Origin of the sequence: Paeniglutamicibacter terrestris (genome assembly GCF_012271785.1) — a bacterium.
GTDB lineage: Bacteria > Actinomycetota > Actinomycetes > Actinomycetales > Micrococcaceae > Paeniglutamicibacter > Paeniglutamicibacter terrestris.
Genome location: NZ_JAAWVT010000003.1, coordinates 182,568 through 200,072, shown reverse-complemented (window position 1 = coordinate 200,072; position 17,505 = coordinate 182,568). Strand labels below are relative to the sequence as shown.

Annotated in this window: 19 protein-coding genes; 9 read left to right on the top strand and 10 right to left on the bottom strand. The window is 60.8% G+C overall.

What is annotated here, in order from left to right:
• Nucleotides 1-20: 20 nt before the first annotated feature.
• The gene (locus HED64_RS08675) at nucleotides 21-590 is read right to left on the bottom strand and encodes a DapH/DapD/GlmU-related protein (RefSeq protein ID WP_168151639.1); all 570 of its coding nucleotides are present in this window, start codon (nucleotides 588-590) and stop codon (nucleotides 21-23) included.
• Nucleotides 591-890: 300 nt separating this feature from the next.
• The gene (locus HED64_RS08670) at nucleotides 891-1,187 is read right to left on the bottom strand and encodes a hypothetical protein (RefSeq protein ID WP_168151638.1); all 297 of its coding nucleotides are present in this window, start codon (nucleotides 1,185-1,187) and stop codon (nucleotides 891-893) included.
• A gap of 170 nt (nucleotides 1,188-1,357) precedes the next feature.
• Here HED64_RS08670 and HED64_RS08665 point away from each other — a divergent pair, with 170 nt between their 5' ends.
• Complete coding sequence (locus tag HED64_RS08665) at nucleotides 1,358-2,398, top strand: helix-turn-helix transcriptional regulator (RefSeq protein WP_245325831.1); 1,041 nt, start codon at nucleotides 1,358-1,360, stop codon at nucleotides 2,396-2,398.
• A gap of 215 nt (nucleotides 2,399-2,613) precedes the next feature.
• On the opposite strand, the gene HED64_RS08660 is transcribed toward HED64_RS08665, so the two are convergent.
• A complete protein-coding gene (locus HED64_RS08660) occupies nucleotides 2,614-3,369 on the bottom strand; it encodes an SOS response-associated peptidase (protein WP_168151636.1) in 756 nt (251 codons plus the stop codon).
• Between the two features lie 35 nt (nucleotides 3,370-3,404).
• Between HED64_RS08660 and HED64_RS08655 the strand changes: the two genes are divergently transcribed.
• The 3 genes from HED64_RS08655 (at nucleotide 3,405) to HED64_RS08645 (ending at nucleotide 5,506) form a co-directional block, all read left to right on the top strand.
• Complete coding sequence (locus HED64_RS08655) at nucleotides 3,405-3,677, top strand: glutaredoxin domain-containing protein (protein WP_168151635.1); 273 nt, start codon at nucleotides 3,405-3,407, stop codon at nucleotides 3,675-3,677.
• Between the two features lie 114 nt (nucleotides 3,678-3,791).
• Nucleotides 3,792-4,877, top strand: a complete 1,086-nt coding sequence (locus HED64_RS08650) for an S-(hydroxymethyl)mycothiol dehydrogenase (protein ID WP_168151634.1) — start codon at nucleotides 3,792-3,794, stop codon at nucleotides 4,875-4,877.
• Nucleotides 4,877-5,506: an MBL fold metallo-hydrolase gene (locus HED64_RS08645; RefSeq protein ID WP_168151633.1), complete on the top strand. Its 630-nt coding sequence runs from the start codon at nucleotides 4,877-4,879 to the stop codon at nucleotides 5,504-5,506. The genes HED64_RS08650 and HED64_RS08645 overlap by 1 nt, the downstream gene beginning before the upstream one ends.
• 68 nt (nucleotides 5,507-5,574) lie before the next feature.
• Here the strand turns inward: HED64_RS08645 and HED64_RS08640 are convergent, their stop codons facing one another.
• Entirely contained in the window at nucleotides 5,575-6,696 is a 1,122-nt protein-coding gene (locus HED64_RS08640; RefSeq protein ID WP_168151795.1) for a zinc-binding dehydrogenase, read from the bottom strand.
• Between the two features lie 266 nt (nucleotides 6,697-6,962).
• Here HED64_RS08640 and HED64_RS08635 point away from each other — a divergent pair, with 266 nt between their 5' ends.
• A complete protein-coding gene (locus HED64_RS08635; RefSeq protein WP_168151632.1) occupies nucleotides 6,963-7,262 on the top strand; it encodes a hypothetical protein in 300 nt (99 codons plus the stop codon).
• Between the two features lie 20 nt (nucleotides 7,263-7,282).
• Here HED64_RS08635 and HED64_RS08630 read toward each other — a convergent pair whose 3' ends face one another.
• Complete coding sequence (locus tag HED64_RS08630) at nucleotides 7,283-8,020, bottom strand: lipoate--protein ligase family protein (RefSeq protein WP_168151631.1); 738 nt, start codon at nucleotides 8,018-8,020, stop codon at nucleotides 7,283-7,285.
• A gap of 37 nt (nucleotides 8,021-8,057) precedes the next feature.
• On the opposite strand from HED64_RS08630, the gene HED64_RS08625 reads away from it, so the two are divergent.
• Nucleotides 8,058-8,672, top strand: a complete 615-nt coding sequence (locus HED64_RS08625; protein ID WP_168151630.1) for a uridine kinase family protein — start codon at nucleotides 8,058-8,060, stop codon at nucleotides 8,670-8,672.
• A 20-nt stretch (nucleotides 8,673-8,692) separates the two neighbouring features.
• Here the strand turns inward: HED64_RS08625 and HED64_RS08620 are convergent, their stop codons facing one another.
• Nucleotides 8,693-9,523, bottom strand: a complete 831-nt coding sequence (locus HED64_RS08620) for a thioesterase family protein (protein ID WP_168151629.1) — start codon at nucleotides 9,521-9,523, stop codon at nucleotides 8,693-8,695.
• 198 nt (nucleotides 9,524-9,721) lie between these two features.
• Between HED64_RS08620 and poxB the strand changes: the two genes are divergently transcribed.
• Nucleotides 9,722-11,446, top strand: coding sequence for a ubiquinone-dependent pyruvate dehydrogenase (gene poxB / locus HED64_RS08615; RefSeq protein ID WP_168151628.1), 1,725 nt, complete (start codon nucleotides 9,722-9,724; stop codon nucleotides 11,444-11,446).
• Nucleotides 11,447-11,489: 43 nt separating this feature from the next.
• On the opposite strand, the gene HED64_RS08610 is transcribed toward poxB, so the two are convergent.
• Complete coding sequence (locus tag HED64_RS08610) at nucleotides 11,490-12,452, bottom strand: NAD(P)/FAD-dependent oxidoreductase (protein ID WP_168151627.1); 963 nt, start codon at nucleotides 12,450-12,452, stop codon at nucleotides 11,490-11,492.
• A gap of 111 nt (nucleotides 12,453-12,563) precedes the next feature.
• Between HED64_RS08610 and HED64_RS08605 the strand changes: the two genes are divergently transcribed.
• Complete coding sequence (locus tag HED64_RS08605) at nucleotides 12,564-13,163, top strand: helix-turn-helix domain-containing protein (RefSeq protein WP_168151626.1); 600 nt, start codon at nucleotides 12,564-12,566, stop codon at nucleotides 13,161-13,163.
• A gap of 50 nt (nucleotides 13,164-13,213) precedes the next feature.
• Nucleotides 13,214-13,618 carry a nuclear transport factor 2 family protein gene (locus tag HED64_RS08600; RefSeq protein WP_168151625.1) on the top strand — a complete coding sequence of 135 codons (405 nt, stop codon included), beginning with the start codon at nucleotides 13,214-13,216 and terminating at the stop codon, nucleotides 13,616-13,618.
• A gap of 116 nt (nucleotides 13,619-13,734) precedes the next feature.
• On the opposite strand, the gene nrdF is transcribed toward HED64_RS08600, so the two are convergent.
• The 3 genes from nrdF to nrdI form a co-directional block, all read right to left on the bottom strand.
• Nucleotides 13,735-14,709, bottom strand: a complete 975-nt coding sequence (nrdF, locus tag HED64_RS08595; protein ID WP_132363540.1) for a class 1b ribonucleoside-diphosphate reductase subunit beta — start codon at nucleotides 14,707-14,709, stop codon at nucleotides 13,735-13,737.
• A 133-nt stretch (nucleotides 14,710-14,842) separates the two neighbouring features.
• A complete protein-coding gene (gene nrdE / locus HED64_RS08590) occupies nucleotides 14,843-16,963 on the bottom strand; it encodes a class 1b ribonucleoside-diphosphate reductase subunit alpha (RefSeq protein WP_132363978.1) in 2,121 nt (706 codons plus the stop codon).
• A gap of 17 nt (nucleotides 16,964-16,980) precedes the next feature.
• Nucleotides 16,981-17,463 (bottom strand): class Ib ribonucleoside-diphosphate reductase assembly flavoprotein NrdI, encoded by a 483-nt coding sequence (gene nrdI, locus HED64_RS08585; RefSeq protein WP_132363538.1) that lies wholly within the window; start codon nucleotides 17,461-17,463, stop codon nucleotides 16,981-16,983.
• Between the last annotated feature and the right edge of the window lie 42 nt (nucleotides 17,464-17,505).

Here is a 17,505-nt window from a genome sequence, read left to right as displayed (position 1 = left end):
GAAGTTGAACCTTGAGGTGGTTACTCGGTCACCGAGCGCACCACCCGAGCGGGGGAACCCACCACAACGGCGCCCGCCGGTACATCCTTGGTCACGACGCAGGCGGCAGCCACCACTGCATCATCCCCGATTGTCACCCCCGGCAGGATCGTGGCGTTTGAGCCGATCCACACGTTGCGGCCAATGAGAACCGGAGCCGGATGCATATCCGCGCGCCGGCTCGGCGCCAGGTCGTGGTTCAGCGTTGCGATCACCACATTGTGTCCAATGAGGGTGTCGTCCCCGATGACCACCCCACCCTGATCCTGGAACTTGCACCCGGCATTGATGAAGATCCGCTGGCCCAGGGTGATGTTCTTTCCGAAGTCGGCGTTAAACGGCGGGAAGAGCGTCACGGTTTCATCAACTGGCTTGCCGATCAACTGGGCCAGCAGCTCGCGCACCCGCGCGGGCTCCTGATATCCCCCGTTAAGTTCGCCGGTGATGCGCAGGGCTTCTTGGCTGATCCGATGCATGAGGCCATGCAGGGGCGAGTCCCCCGTGATGGTGCGCCCTGCATCCAGTTCTTCAAGCAGTTCTGCCAGTTCCATGATTTTCCTTCGTTCGAGTGTCGGCAAGAGTTGCACTCACCATTTCACATCGTGGCCAGCCGGTCAGCGCATCGAGGATGGATGCCGCTGCGCAAACCGGCACGCTCCGAGGCCACTTTTACCGGCGCAATATCAGGCAATCGCGAGCTCCCGAGCGGTGATCCCTTTCCCTCAGCGTACGGGCGGGCACACAGATACGGGATACCTTCCCGGTTCACCTGTCACCGTCGGGCAGCACAAGGTAAGAAGCCACTGGATCCGACACAAGAACCATCGGATCCATGACCACCTCCCCTTGGCTTATTCTCGGTAGGCACCGTTCATCTGCTCCACAATGCGAGTTTTTGGCCCCGAGGCCAGCGCGGGGGAAGCCGAGGGCGCGGACCAAACGTTGGACCGAAGCCGATCTAAGAAGGCGGCGGCTTCCACATGGGAGGCAAAATCCAGATCCAACACAACATAGTGCTCATCGTCGACCGGACGGTAAATGCGCTCGGCGAGAACGCCGGATTCGGCCCGCCCCAGCGGGTCGGCGCCGTAGGCACCCATCCACATCCCAAAGTCTTTAATGCCGTGTTCTATTTGGAGCGTGTACATCACGCTCTCCTTTCCTCAGGGCCACCTCTGTGGCCGATGCCTTGAGCCTAGGCACGATGAATGACCTGCCACCATCCCAGTCTTCTGGGATACCCCAGGGCTACGCCCGCACGCGAGAGGTGTGAGCGCATAATGGCCATATGGCAAGCAGCTGGGCACGAGGCCGCTGTATGGAGCGGATTGCCGCCCTCGATGACGCGCGACTTGAGAGCCACGAATACCGGAGCGCAGTTCTTCGGGAAATCGCAGGGGTCCTCGGGCACGATGCTTGGGTATGGCCACTGGCCGATCCGATCACTACCGTCGGAATCTCCCCGATGGCCAACACTCCCTGCCCTCAGGAACTGCCACTGTTCATCACCCTCAAGTACTCCACGGCCTTAAACCGGTGGACCTCGCTGCCGGTCAATCCGGCCCGCGCACTCTCGCTGGCCGCGGTGAGCGCCGGAGAGTTGTCCCGCAGTGAATCGTGGGCACGGGTGCTGCGCCGGTACGCAATCACCGATGTCCTATCGCTAGTTTTTGCCGACAGGTGGGGCATCTGGGGCTGGCTCGACTTGTGGCGCGGCGACGGTGCTGGCACCTTCACTCAGAAGGAAGCCGAAGAGCTCTCGGCTTTGGCGCCGGTGATCACCACCGGCTTGCGACATTGTTCAGCGCGCCAGTTCCAGATGGGGAGCACAGCAGGGGTACCAAATCATGACCAGGCGGTATTGGTGCTGGCCAACGATTTGGGCATCATCAGCCAGACGGGGTCGGCCACCCGCTGGCTGGATCTATTGCAGCCCGGTCCTCGCCCGCACCACGGCATCGACGCGGAAGTACTTAATGTGGCCGCCCAATTGCTGGCCGTAGAGCAAGGCATTGATGCGCATCCGGCCAGCTCACTGGTCCATGTGGGTGACGGAGTGTGGGCACGTTTGTCGGCCACGCGCATGACCACGCTTTTTGACCACGGCATGGCACCCATCGCGGTGACCATCCAGGATGCGTTGCCCTCCGAACGCATCGAGGTCTTTGAGCGGTGCTTTGCACTAAGCCCACGTGAGTGCCGGTTGCTTGAACTTGCAGCGACCGGGCTGGACACCGCTGCTCTAGCGCACGCCTTGGGTATTGGCCGGTATACCGTGCAGGATCAGTTCAAGTCACTCTTCGGCAAGTGCGCGGTGCAAAGCCGTAGCGCGCTAGTGGCCATGGCGTGCGGTAGATGAGGTGCCGCCGGGCGGTCGGATCGACCGATACGGGCAAACCGCCTCGGTATCCTGCGGTACGTCATGCTCATAAACGACGTAGGATATCCGCGCGGTGGCAAAGGGTCCTCCACCAAGAAGGCTCGAGCTGTTTTCATGTGTGGACGAAATGTGATCGTCCACCGCCTACAAAAACTTCAGCGGCACCTTCCACCCGGTGCCGAAGCCACCGAAGCCTAGAACAGCCCCGAGTGTTCCTCGGTGAGCTCCGGTCCGTCATTACGCACATTGCCCACCGCCGCATCGACCTCGCGCAGTGCCCACGTGGACGCAACGTCGAGGGCACCTGAGCGGACCATTTCCACCAGTTCGGCGGCATTCTTATTTTCCGGGTCCAGCCATTCAGCCATGGAGTCCTTGTCCAGCGGGATCGGCAACCGGTCATGCAGCCCGTGCAGTTCCTGCAGGACCGGCGATTCGGAATTCGCATCTGGTGACGGACCGGTGAGGATAGAGGTGGAGAGAAGCCACTGCCCCGGATCTCCGTCGTCCTTGGACGGATCCTTCCACCATTCGTAGAGTCCGGCGAAGAAGATCAACGATTCATCGGCCGGGTGAACGTAGAACGGGCGCTTCTTGGCCTTGGGGGTATCACCGGCCAACCATTCGTAATATCCCTCGGCCGGAACGGCGCAACGCCGGGCCTTTACCGCGGCACGGAAGGTCGGCTTTTCGATGACCGTCTCGCTGCGAGCGTTAAAGGCACGCACCCCCACGGCCGGGTCTTTGGCCCATCCCGGTACCAGCCCCCACTTGGCAACATGCACCTGCCGGTGGACTTCACCTTCAACAAGCCGCTCGAGCACGATCGGCACGTCGGTAGTTGGGGCAACATTCCAGGATTGGCGCAGTTCAAGGTTCGCATCGGCTTCGGCTTCCGCCTCTGCCACCAGATCCCCGATCGCCTTGGCCATCACATATCGTCCACACATGAAATAAGACTCTCATGTCCGTGGTTACATGAGATATGAGCGAAACAGAAAAACTTGCCCCGTACATTCCCGAGGCCGGCAGCGTCACGATGTTCACCACCTCGTGGTGCGGCTATTGCCGCAACCTCAAGCGCCTGATGGACGCCAAGGGAATCGGCTACACCGAAGTGAACATCGAAGAAGTTGAGGGGACCGCCGAACTGGTCGAGGCCTTCAACGGTGGGAACCAGACCGTTCCCACGCTGATTTTCCCGGACGGAACTTCCGCAACAAATCCGCGGATTGAGGAAGTCCTCGAGCGCGTCTAGTCGACGCTGTGCTTGGATGGAGGGGTGCCATCTGCCGAAAGGTAGGCGGCACCCCTTTCACGTTAAGTTTTTTGTCGCGCGCTTGCGCGACCGCCCCGTAAGAATTGGAGTGACATGTCACAAAAGGTCCAGGCAGTAATCGTCCGAGCCAAGGATGCCCCCGTTGAGACGGTGACCATCATCATTCCCGAACCGGCAGCCGGCGAGGCAGTGGTTGACATCCTGACCTGCGGTGTCTGCCACACCGATCTGCATTACAAGCTCGGTGGTATCGGCAACGACTACCCATACCTCTTGGGCCACGAAGCCACCGGCGTGGTCTCCAAGATTGGCGAAGGAGTGAGCAACGTCGCCGTCGGCGACCGCGTCATCCTGAACTGGCGCGCGGTCTGCGGCCAGTGCCGCGCCTGCGCCAAGGGCACCCCGCAGTACTGCTTCAACACCGCCAACGCGTCGCAGAAGATGACCCTGGAGGACGGCACCGAGCTCTCGCCGGCCCTGGGTATTGGCGCGTTCGCCGAGAAGACCCTTGTTGCTGCGGGACAGTGCACCAAGGTTGATGAAGACGTCGACGCGGCCGCCGTCGGCCTGCTGGGCTGCGGCGTGATGGCCGGCATCGGTGCTGCCATAAACACCGGTGAGGTCAAGCGTGGCGAGTCCGTGGCAGTGATCGGTTGTGGCGGGGTAGGCATCGCCGCGATCGCCGGGGCCAAGCTGGCCGGCGCGACCACCATCGTCGCGGTAGACATCGATGATGACAAGCTGGCCATGGCCACCAAGATGGGGGCCACGCACACCGTGAACTCCAAGACCTCAGATGCCGTTGAAGGCATCAAGGCCGTCACCGGTGGCTTCGGCGCCGATGTGGTCATCGAGGCCGTGGGTCGTCCGGAAACCTACAAGCAGGCGTTCTACGCTCGCGACCTGGCCGGCCGCGTGGTGTTGGTGGGTGTCCCGACTCCGGAGATGAAGCTGGAGCTGCCGCTGCTAGATATCTTTGGCCACGGCGGATCGCTGAAGTCCTCCTGGTACGGGGACTGCCTGCCGAGCCGCGACTTCCCGATGCTGGTGGAGCAGTACAAGCTGGGTCGTTTGGATCTGGATGCGTTTGTCTCCGAGCGCATCGGGTTGGGCGACATTGAGGCTGCCTTCACCAAGATGGGCGAGGGCAAGGTCCTCCGCTCGGTGGTGGAACTCTAATGCCGGCACAGATCCAAAACCTCGTCACCTCCGGTACCTTCTCCCTGGACGGGGGCACCTGGGACGTGGATAACAACGTGTGGATCGTGGGGGACGAAAACGAGGTCTACGTGATCGACCCCGCTCACGAGCCGGCAAAGATCAAGGAAGCGGTCGGCAACCGCGCGGTCAAGGCCGTGCTGCTGACCCACGGGCACGATGACCACATCCGCTACGCCCGCGAATTCGCGGACCTCGTCGAGGCACCCGTGCACCTGAACCCGGCCGATACGATGCTCTGGGAAGCAGTTTTCCCGGGCACCACCGCCGATCATGAGATCGCGGATGGAGATAGCTTCGAGATTGCTGGCACCACCCTGGTGGCGCTGCACACTCCAGGGCACTCCCCCGGATCGACCTGCTTCTACGCCGAGGACCTGAACACCCTGTTCTCCGGCGATACGCTGTTCAACGGCGGACCGGGCGCTACCGGGCGCAGCTACTCGAGCTTCGAGACCATCATCGACTCGATCCGCGAACGCCTGCTCACCCTACCGAGTGACACCGTGGTGAACACCGGCCACGGGGATGCCACCACCATCGGCGCCGAGGCACCGAACCTGGATGATTGGATCACGCGCGGACACTAGTGACACGCGGCAATGACCGGTGGGCGGTGAGGGAACGGGAAACCGTTCCCTCACCGCCCACCGGCGTTTCAGGGCTTGAGCAGCCTCCGAATAACTTGGCCCTCGGCGAGCGCGTCTAGGGCTTGATTGATGTCCTCCAACGGGCGGGTGTCGCTGTGCAGCAGGTGCACCGGCAGCTTTCCGGCACGCCAGGCGTCAATAAAGAAGGCGATGTCCGCAGCGGGTTGGGCGTCTCCCATATAGGAGCCCAGCAGGCGTTTGCCCGCTCCCGCGAACGTTAACGCCGGCACCGTGAGTTCGGCCTCCGGATGCGGCAGCCCCACACAGATGACCGCCCCGCCACGCGTGAGCATCTCCAGTGCCTCAGCGATCACCCGGGCTGATCCCGAGGCCTCGATCGCCACGTCAACCCCGTCGCCGGTGGCCGCAGCCACCAGCTCCCGCGCCTGCTCGGGTGTTCCGACCGCGGTGGCCCCGGCAGCCAGAGCGAGTTCGTGCTTGGCCGTATTGGGGTCAATGGCGATGATGCTTCCCGCACCCACCAGCACCGCTCCCATGATCGCTGCCAACCCCACGGCGCCGAGCCCGTAGACGATCACGGATTGGCCCGCGGCAAGCCCGGCAGTGTGCCGAATGGCCCCGATGCCGGTGAGCACCGCACAGCCAAACATGGCGGCCACTTCGTCGGGCACGTCCTCATCGATCGGCACCACCGATTCGGCGGCCACCACCGCGTGGTCGGCAAAGGCCGAAACTCCTAGGTGGTGGTTGATCCGCTCCCCGCCTGCCCCACGCAGCAGCGCCGGACCATGGAGCAAATCCCCGGCGGTGTTGCTCACCGCTGCCCGGTGACACAGGGCGGGGCGCCCGGCCGTGCAGGCACGACAGTTCCCACATCCCGGCACAAAGACCAGCACTACCTTGTTGCCGATCTTCAGGTGCTCCACGCCCTCACCCAACGCGGTGATCCGTCCGACCGCCTCGTGACCAAGGGCCATGGGCAGCGGGCGGGGCCTGGACCCGTTGATCACCGAGAGGTCCGAGTGGCACAGCGAGGAATAGCTGATGTCCACACCCACCTCCCCGGCGCGCGGGGCCGGGGTGGGCAACTCCTCGATGACCAATGGTCGGCTGCGGGCAAAGCTGCCGGTTCCGGGCCCCGGCAGCTCGCGCAGGATGGCGGCGCGCATCAGGCGTTGCACCGGCCGGGCAGCTCATGACGCACCGGAGTGGTCCGCGGCGGATAGCGGGTGGGTGTCAAATTCTCGGCCATGTGTTCTGCCTCCATTACTCGGCTCATGCACAATGCATGAGGCCGAGTATTACCCGCCCCGGGGCACAACGCAATGCACAGTCCTGCAGACGGGGTGTGCACGGACAGTCAGCAACCGCAAGAAACCGCGAAACGAGGGCCCACCAGCACTTTTGTGCACGCCTGCGTGACATACTCATCCCCATGGACGATTTTCAGAGCCCACCGCCACCGCATCAGCGCTTCCCTAGACGCCGCCTCCCCGCGCTCGCCGGAATCATCGCGGTGGTGGCTCTGGTAGCAGGTCTGGTGTCCCTATGGACAACGCGGGACAAGGAAGTAGACTTTGGCTTCGCTGGCTACGCACCACTGAGTGACACGACCTTCCTATCTGGCCTGTATTTTCTTGCTCCCGCGGAGATCGCCGGCTACCTGCTACTGGCCATCGCGTGTTGCGCGGCAGCGTTTTGGGCAGGATTACGGCTGGGCAAGCGCCAGCGCTAAAACTCATCCGCGAGCCATGTCTAGCTGTAGCTCAGCTCCGTGTGCAGCGCATACTCGGCCAAAAGATCGGTGATGAACGTTTCCGTTTTATAGTCAGGCACGAGGTCCTCGGCGGCGCCGGCGGTGGCCTGATCCATCGCGATTCCCAGGTGCTGATAAACATCGTCCAGCACCAGGCGGATGGGTGTGGAATCCTCAATCACAAACACGCTGGAAAACAACCAGGCCCCGGAGACCACTCGTTGGGCGGTGCCCACCAGCTTGATGCGATGCTGCGTCGGGGAGGCCAAGCCAGGCACGCCGTGCACGCTGTATTCCCCGGCACAGTACTCCCCCGGAATCTCACCCACCCGGGCATCGATTCCCCCGCGGCGCAGGGCATCGGCGTATAGCGTGCCTAATGCCTTAAAGCGCAGCTGGTGCCCCAGCATGGCCTCGGCGGCGGGCTCCACATGATCAACAATCACCGTTCCGCGGTGATATGCCGCGGCGCGGCCCCCTGCTTTACGGACCACCGGGACAAACCCATGGTGGCGCGCACGTTGAACCGCTTGGTCGTAACCATCCAGACGGACATCGCGTTGTCCAAAGGCTAAGGTCGGATCCGGCCGATAAATCCGCAGCGTCGCTGGCGCGTGGGCATCACGTACGGATTCGAGCAAGGTGATGCCTGCCAACAAATCGGCTTCCGGATCTCCGGAAGGTTCGGCGATGCGAATATTCAAGGCGTGATCGGCATCGGAATTCCAGAGACTCATGCGCTCGATTCTAGGTCCGGATGCCCCGCGGTGAATAATGGATGTCGTGCCGAAACAACATACACCCCTCATTTTGCTGGGCGGGGCCTCCGGATCCGGAAAGTCGTACCTTGCCGACCGCTTCGGCCGTCCCCATATGGAGCTCGATAATTTCTACCGCGAGCTCTCCGAGGACTCCGTCACCACGCCACTACCGCGTACCGACTACGGGGAAGTCGACTGGGATCACGCCGGAACCTGGAATTGCGATACCGCGGTTGACGCACTGATCGAATTATTGGAATCCGGGACAACCCAGGTGCCCAATTACTCGATCAGTACCTCCAGCTACGATGGCACCCATCCGGTGGAACTTAATGGCGGCCCACTGCTGGCCGAGGGAATCTTCGTCTCCGAAATCTTGGCTCCGCTCAAGCGCCTTGATGTTCCGGTGCAGGCCTACTACATCGAAGTTTCGGCCCTCTCCACGGCCATTCGCCGCTTTGTGCGTGATGTACGCGAACGCCGCAAGCCCATTATTTTCCTGCTCCAACGCGGATATGCGCTCTACCGGGCGGACCGTCAGATCCGCGCCCGGCATCTGGAAGCCGGCTTCACCCCGATGAAGAAGCGACAACTCAAGGAGCTACTGGTGGCCACCACCTCGGCCTAACCGGGCGGTGGCCACAAATGCTACTTCAGTGCCGGCAGGGGGCGCACCGTGAGGATTTGTTCGCTGCGCCCAAATGGGCCATGCACATCGTGCAGCACCGCGCTGGTTAACCCGATGCCGTCGGTGCCGTAACTCTGCCGCACATCAACACCCAACCATTTCCCTACCGGAGCACGGTGCAGGTGAATCTGCAGATCTACATTGGGGAACATCCATGAGTCGGGACCCGGTGCCACGCGCGGAGCGACCCCATTGGCGGTGTCCACCATCCCCAGCAACCGTGTGAGGTCCGAGGTCGGTAGGCCCGCGACCATCTCGAAGTCATTGCGCATCCACACCACACCCTTACCCGGGCGATGCCCCAGGGCAGAGCGGAACTCTAGTCCCCGAATGTAGCCCCCGGGCCACGGCGACATCCCGGCGAAGGTTTCCAGCTCTTCGGGATGGATCACCGCTGCATCCTCGATGGCAGCCACTGCCGAGCTGTCCAGTGTGGCCAGGCGCCAGGCCCTCGCGATGATGCAGGTCCGCCCGCCGGAGATCATCTGCGCCTCGATGAGTTCGATGGTTCGTCCCGGGCGGATCATCCGGGTTTGCACCTCAAATTCTCCGCCCGCGATGATCCCCAGAATATCCAGGCTCACCCGCGCCATGCGCATATCCTGCCGCGGGGAGAAATTCTCCAGGGCGTGCACCAGAATGCCGGTGGCCGGGGCCATATGTTGTTCATGGGCGTTCCACGCACCCTGCGCATGCACGGTAGAACGGTAGGTCTGCTCTCCCGTTGCTTCGTAGTAGAAATCGCCCACCGCGAGTTCGTCTAGATTCTGCCCGGTCGAGGTGTGCGTCATGATTTCCGTTCCTTGTTGCTCTTGCGCGGTATTGCCGCACTGGTATGTCTGAAACCAGCCTAGTGGCCGACGCAAGACACACCACCATCAGCAGTGCTGCACGACACACCCAGCGCTCTGGTCTTTCTCACTAGCCGCGCCAGCGCCGGGGCACGTAGGGTGAAGAAGAATCGTCCGGACCGTTAGGAAGAGATACCGATGACCACGATTGCCGAAACCATGATTGCCACGCTCAAGGCCAACGGGGTCAAGCGGATCTACGGTGTGGCCGGTGATTCCCTGAACGGACTCACCGACGCCATGCGTAAGGACGGGTCCATCTCCTGGCTGGGCGTCAGGCATGAGGAGACGGCTGCCTTTGCCGCCGGCGCCGAGGCGGAAATGACCGGGAACCTCACTGTCTGCGCGGGCAGCTGTGGGCCCGGAAACCTGCACCTGATCAACGGACTCTACGATGCGAACCGCAACCGTGTACCGGTCCTGGCCATCGCCGCACACATCCCCACCTCGGAAATTGGCAGCAACTACTTCCAAGAAACGCACCCGGCGGAACTTTTCCGCGAGGCCAGCGTGTTCTGCGAGACCGTCTCATCCCCGGAGCAGATGCCGCGGCTCTTAGAAATTGCCATGCGCACTGCCATTGAGCGCCGCGGAGTTGCGGTACTGATCATGCCCGGTGACGTAGCCCTGGCCGAGGCCAAGAGCACCGCGGTATCGGTGATCACGCCCAGCCGCTCGGCGGTGCTGCCGCACCCCGAGGACCTGGCACGGGCTGCCACGCTGCTCAATTCCGCCCAGCGGGTCACCATCCTGGCCGGAGCCGGAGTAGCGGGAGCACACACCCAGGTGGTGAACTTCGCGCAGCGCCTCGGCGCACCGATTGTGCACGCCCTGCGCGGCAAGGAACACATCGAATACAACAATCCCTACGACGTCGGGATGACCGGGTTGCTCGGTTTTGCCTCCGGCTACCGGGCCATGGACGCAGCGGACACCATCGTGCTGCTGGGGACGGATTTCCCGTACCAACAGTTTTACCCCAAGGATGCCAAAATCATCCAGGTTGATGTCCGCGGTGAGCAGCTGGGCCGGCGGACACCCATCGACATCGGGTTGGTAGGCACCGTCGCTGACACCCTGGAGGTATTGACCCCGCTACTGGAGCCCAAGGGAAGAACCTCGCATCTCGAGGATGCGCAGAAGCACTACCGCAAGACCCGCGAGAAGCTTGATGAACTGGCCACCCCCGCACGCAAGGGGGCAAAAATTCACCCACAATATCTGGCGCGCACGCTGGACGAGCTGGCTCAGGAGGACGCGGTATTTCTGGCCGACGTGGGCTCCCCGGTGGTCTGGGCCGCCCGCTACCTGAGAATGAACGGCAAGCGTCGGCTACTCGGATCCTTCAATCACGGCACCATGGCCAATTCCATCCCGCAAGCCATCGGCGTCCAGGCCTCGGACCCGCAGCGCCAGGTGATCACGCTTTCCGGTGATGGAGGCCTGGCCATGCTCATGGGTGATTTACTCACACTGGTGCAATCCAAGCTGCCGGTGAAGATCGTGGTCTTTAACAACTCCTCACTGAACTTCGTGGAGTTGGAGATGAAGGCAGCGGGGTTCGTCACCTTCGCCACCGATCTGGCCAACCCGAACTTCGCCGATGTCGCCACGGCCATGGGGATCCGTGGCTTCCGGGTGGAGGACTCAAGAAATCTGAAGTCCACCTTGGCTCAGGCGCTGGCCCACGATGGGCCTGCCCTCATCGATGTGGTGACCGATCGGCAGGAGCTCTCGATGCCTCCAGCCATCAGCGCCGAACAGGCCAAGGGCTTTGCGCTCTATGCCGTCCGTACGGTGATGTCCGGGAAGGGTGACGAGCTGCTGGATCTGGCAGCCACCAACTGGCGCCAGCTCTTCTAAGAGTGTGGTGCTGTCGCCACGGGCTTGGCGTCAGCACCACACCTTAGCTGACCGGCAAAGCGGCCCGATGGGCGGTGAGGTCCCGCTGAATATCGGATTCGATGATATCCGCGTTCACCATCGCCCCGACCCGCAGGCCATCCCCCGCGGCCAAGACCACTTGTGCCATGGGCTCACGCAAACTGCCGGCTACCCAGAGACCCGGCACCTCGGTCTTGCCAAACTCATCGGTTGACACATAGGTGCCAATCCCCGATGGGTGATCCGTCGTTTGAAGTCCCAGCTCGGTGAGGCCGGGGATTTCTGCGCTGAAGCGCGGCATGATCACCAGGGCGTCCACCTGGTCCTCGGTGCCATCGGCAAAACCAAGGTGGGTCAGGTGATTATCGCTACCGCGGACCGCAATGATCTCGCGTTCTACGATCTTGATGCCACGGGCCTTCAGCTTTTCAAGCTCGCTCGCCTCGATCTCCCGACCCGGAGCCACATAGAGGGTGATGCTGTCGCTGAGCTGCCTAAACATCAGGGCCTGGTGGATCGCGAACTCACTATCAAGGACGGCGATGTTTTGGTCCTGGACTTCCCAGCCGTGACAGTAGGGGCAATGGAGCACATTTTTGCCCCAAAAGGCCTCCAGACCGTCAATCTCTGGCAGGGTGTCGCGGATGCCAGCGGCCAAAATAATGCGCCCCGCCGTAACCACTGCACCCTCTTCGAGGGTAACCTCGAAGTTCTCTACGCCCCGGGAGTAACTCGTGGCTCGGGTAAAGCGGAACTCGGTCCCGTAGGGCGCTAGTTCCTCGCGCCCCAGGCGGAGTAACTCGAGCGGGGGAACCCCATCGCGCGTCAAGAAGTTGTGGACTCCCTTCGCCACAGCGTTGCGTGGCTGGCCCGCATCAATCACCACGACGCTGCGACGTGAACGGCCCAGCGCTTGGGCCGCAGCCAGTCCCGCCGCTCCCCCACCAATGATGGCCACATCATAAAAATTCTCGTTCGTGTTCATGGGATTTTCTCCGATTGCTTCGCTTGCCAAGCCCCGTGCTTGCGCTCTTTAAGCGTGCGCCCAACCCACAAAAGATGGCAAACATTTTTGCTAATGTGGCAAAATGGGAATATGGATCAGGACATCGATGACACTCTCTCCCGCGTTGGCCCTCGCTTGAAGGCGCTGCGTACCGGAAACAACCTGACGCTTCAGGAACTCTCGGCACTCAGTGGGATCTCGCTGAGCACGCTCTCGCGTCTTGAATCGGGCCAACGCCGCCCCACCCTCGAGCAACTACTTCCCTTGGCCCGCGCCCACGGGGTTCCGCTCGATGATCTGGTGGGAGCACCACAGACGGGAGACCCTCGCATCCACATCAAGCCCATCGAACGCCACGGCATGACGATCTTGCCGCTGAGCAAGGATTCAGGCGGAGGACTACAGGCCTTCAAGAACGTCCTTCCGGCCGGCAGCAGTCGCTCGGTTCCCGACTTGCAAGTCCACGAAGGCTACGAGTGGCTCTATGTGCTGAAGGGAAAGTTACGGCTGTGCCTCGGCGAACATGACATCGTTTTGCCCGCTGGCGAGGCGGCCGAGTTTAATACCCGCACCCCGCATTGGTTCGGACGAGCCGATGAGCAAGCCGTGGAATTCCTGACCCTCTTTGGCCCGCAGGGAGAACGAATGCATGTGCGCGCCAGGCCCACTAAGAAGTCAAGCACCGACTAATCGCTGCACACGGCATTGCCCGGGCCCCGGGCCCAGCCCATACTGATCACATGGAAACTGATAGCCTCGCATCATTCCAAGATCTTCTCGATCGGTGGGCCGAAGCGATCGTGGCCAACGATGCCCCACTGATCGGGTCATTCGCAGAGCCGGACTGGGTTATGGTCACGCCGGAAGGAGGCCCTGGGAAAAGGGCCGATTTCTTGGCGGCGGTCGAATCTGGACAGCTGAGCCACTCCGAAATGGCCTTTGAGGTCCTTGAGGCACGTGTCTATGGTGACGTGGCGGTGGTCCTGGCCCACGGCACCAATAGGGGCAGCTGGCGCGGCGTCCCTTTCACCGCCGATGAATGGGTGACAGAAACCTTCATTCATCGCTCAGCCGGCTGGCTGTGCGCGTTTTCCGCGCTCACCCCAAATTATGCTGCCGCCAGCGCTGCGGACGTGGACGCGTAGATATTGCCATCGTCATGGCCATGGTTCAGCCAGCTAGCTAGCTGGCAACAGCAAAGGGCGCCAGCTTCCCGTGGTGGGATGCTGGCGCCCTTGAGCTGAAGCGGTTAGATCAGGACCTAGAAGTCCCAGTCCTCATCTTCGGTGTTCACTGCCTTGCCGATGACGTATGAGGAACCGGAGCCAGAGAAGAAGTCGTGGTTCTCATCGGCATTCGGGCTCAAGGCCGAAAGGATCGCCGGATTAACATCGGTGACCGATGCCGGGAACATGGCTTCGTAGCCCAAGTTCATCAGCGCCTTGTTGGCGTTGTAGTGCAAGAACTTCTTGACGTCCTCGGCCAGGCCGACTCCATCGTAGAGGTCATGCGTGTACTGAACTTCGTTTTCGTAGAGCTCAAACATGAGCTCGAAGGTGTAATCCTTCAGCTCCTGACGGCGCTCTTCGGAAACCTTTTCAAGGCCCTTCTGGAACTTGTAGCCGATGTAGTAACCGTGAACTGCTTCGTCGCGGATGATCAAACGGATCAGGTCTGCGGTGTTTGTCAGCTTGGCGCGGGAAGACCAGTACATCGGCAGGTAGAAGCCTGAGTAGAACAAGAACGACTCGAGCAGAGTCGAGGCGATCTTGCGCTTCAGCGGATCTTCGCCGTAGTAGTAGCTCTCGATGATCTGCGCCTTCTTCTGCAGATTCTCGTTCTCCGTGGACCAGCGGAAGGCCTCGTCGATGTCCTTGGTCGAGGCCAAGGTCGAGAAGATCGATGAGTAGCTCTTGGCGTGCACCGACTCCATGAAGGCGATGTTGGTGTACACGGCCTCTTCGTGCGGGGTGATCGCATCGGGAATCAGCGAGACCGCGCCGACGGTGCCCTGCAGGGTATCCAGCAGGGTCAATCCGGTGAAGACGCGCATGGTGAGTAGCTTCTCGGCCTCGGTGAGCGTGTTCCACGACTGGACGTCGTTGGACAGCGGAATCTTCTCCGGCAGCCAGAAGTTATTGACCAAGCGGTTCCAAACCTCGACGTCCTTGTCGTCCTGGATACGGTTCCAGTTGATGGCTTCGACATGGCCGGCAAGTTTTAGCTTCTCAGTCATTTCCGTCCCTCTATTTCTTACTCAAGTTTTGGTTAAAGCGGGTGTACGTACGACGACGGGTTCACACCCGTCGTCGTACGTACTCGGTTGCTAGGGTATCGCTACCTTGCAACCTGTGGTGAATCGGCAGCGCTTAGAGTGCGCAGGAAACGCAACCTTCAACTTCGGTTCCCTCAAGTGCCATCTGGCGCAGGCGGATGTAGTAGAGCGTCTTGATGCCCTTGCGCCATGCGTAGATCTGCGCCTTGTTGATGTCACGCGTGGTGGCGGTGTCCTTGAAGAACAGCGTCAGGGACAGGCCCTGGTCCACGTGCTGGGTGGCAACCGCGTAGGTGTCAATGACCTTTTCGTAACCAATTTCATATGCATCCTGGTAGAACTCCAGGTTGTCATTGGTCAGGTACGGGGCCGGGTAGTAAACCCGTCCGATCTTGCCTTCCTTGCGGATCTCGATCTTCGCAGCCACCGGGTGGATGGAGGAGGTCGAGTTGTTGATGTAGGAAATCGAGCCGGTTGGCGGGACTGCCTGCAGGTTCTGGTTGTAGATGCCGTGCTCCATGACCGAAGCCTTCAGCGCACGCCAGTCGTCCTGAGTCGGGATGTCGATGCCGGCGAAGAGTTCACGCACACGCTCGGTGGCCGGAACCCATTCCTGATCGGTGTACTTCTCGAAGTACTCGCCCGAGGCGTACTTCGAATCCGCAAATCCGTCGAAGGACGTTCCGGTTTCGATGGCCAACTTGTTCGAGGCGCTCAGCGCGTGGAACACGACGGTGTAGAAGTAGATGTTGGTGAAGTCCAACCCTTCTTCCGAACCGTAGTGGATACGCTCGCGAGCCAGGAAACCGTGGAGGTTCATCTGTCCCAAGCCGATGGCGTGAGTCTTCGCGTTGCCCTGGGCAATCGAAGGAACGGAGTTGATGTACGACATGTCCGAGACGGCCGAGAGCGCACGGATGGCGGTTTCGATCGAGGCACCAAGGTTCTTGCCGTCCATCGCCTTGGCGATGTTCATCGAGCCGAGGTTGCAAGAGATGTCCTTGCCCACGGTCTGGTAGCTCAGGTCCTCGTTGTATTCCGAAGCGGTCGACACCTGGAGGATCTCCGAGCACAAGTTGCTCATCGAGATCTTGCCCTTGATGGGGTTGGCTCGGTTTACGGTGTCCTCGAACATGATGTACGGGTAACCGGATTCGAACTGGATCTCTGCTAGGGTCTGGAAGAATTCACGCGCGTTGATCTTGGTCTTCTTGATGCGAGCATCGTCGACCATTTCGTAGTACTTTTCCGAGACGAAGATGTCGCTGAAAGGAACTCCGTAGACCTTCTGGACGTCGTACGGCGAGAACAGGTACATGTCCTCGTTCTTGCGCGCCAAGTCGAAGGTGATATCCGGAACGACAACACCCAGGGAAAGGGTCTTGATGCGGATCTTCTCGTCAGCGTTTTCACGCTTGGTGTCCAAGAAGCGCAGGATGTCCGGGTGGTGGGCGTTCAGGTACACGGCACCGGCACCCTGGCGTGCGCCGAGCTGGTTGGCGTAGGAGAAGCTGTCTTCGAGAAGCTTCATCACGGGGATGACGCCGGAGGACTGGTTCTCGATCTGCTTGATCGGAGCACCGTGTTCGCGGACGTTGGTCAGCGAAAGAGCGACGCCGCCGCCGCGCTTGGAGAGCTGCAGCGAGGAGTTGATGCCGCGGGAGATCGATTCCATGTTGTCTTCGATACGAAGCAAGAAGCAGGAAACGAGCTCGCCACGCTGGGCCTTGCCAGCGTTGAGGAATGTGGGGGTGGCCGGCTGGAAGCGGCCCTCAATGATCTCGTCGACCAGGGAGACGGCCATCTCTTCGTTGCCACGAGCCAAGTGCAAAGCCACCATGCAGACACGGTCTTCGTAGCGTTCGAGGTAACGCTTGCCGTCAAAGGTCTTCAAGGTGTACGAGGTGTAGAACTTGAAGGCGCCCAAGAAAGTCTCAAAGCGGAACTTCTTTGCGTAGGCACCGCGGTAGAGATCGCGAATGAAGTTCATGGTGTACTGATCGAGCGTCTCGCGCTCGTAGTACTCATGCTTGACCAGGTACTCGAGCTTCTCATCCAAGTCATGGAAGAACACGGTGTTGTTGTTCACGTGCTCCAGGAAGTACTGGTTGGCTGCGGCGCGGTCGGCCTCGAACTGGATACGACCATCTGCCCCGTACAGGTTCAGCATGGCGTTCAGTTCGTGGTAACCCAGTCCCTGAAAAGCTGCCGGCATTTCTTTGGCGTTTTGCTTCATTTCAGGTTCTGCGACTTTCGTGTCCAAAAGACTTCCAATCCTTGGTGAACGCGGGTCACATCTTCTGGTGTGCCCATCAATTCAAATTTATACAGAAGCGGAACGTTGCATTTAGCTGCGATCTTGCGTGCTGCTAAGCAGTATGCCGTTCCAAAGTTTGTGTTTCCGGCGCCGATAACGCCTGCTATCAGATGCCGGTTGCGCGCGTCATTGAGAAACTTGACGACCTGTGGCGGGATGGAACGTTCGCCTTTTTCGCCTCCATAGGTCGGAAGCAATAGCACAAATGGTTCGTCGGCCACGAGATGAGGTTCATGGCTCTTCAACGGAATGCGCGCGCATTCCAGATCCAGCTTCTCTGCAAAGCGGTGGGTATACCCGGAAGCCGAAGAGAAGTAGATCAAATTATTCTTGGTGTGCACTTCGGCCGCAATGGCGTTGTCATGCACCCGTGATCGTGCCAACGCTGAAGTGGGCATTGTGATCGCCTCGAAATTACTAGAATCGTGAAGGCTGCTGGT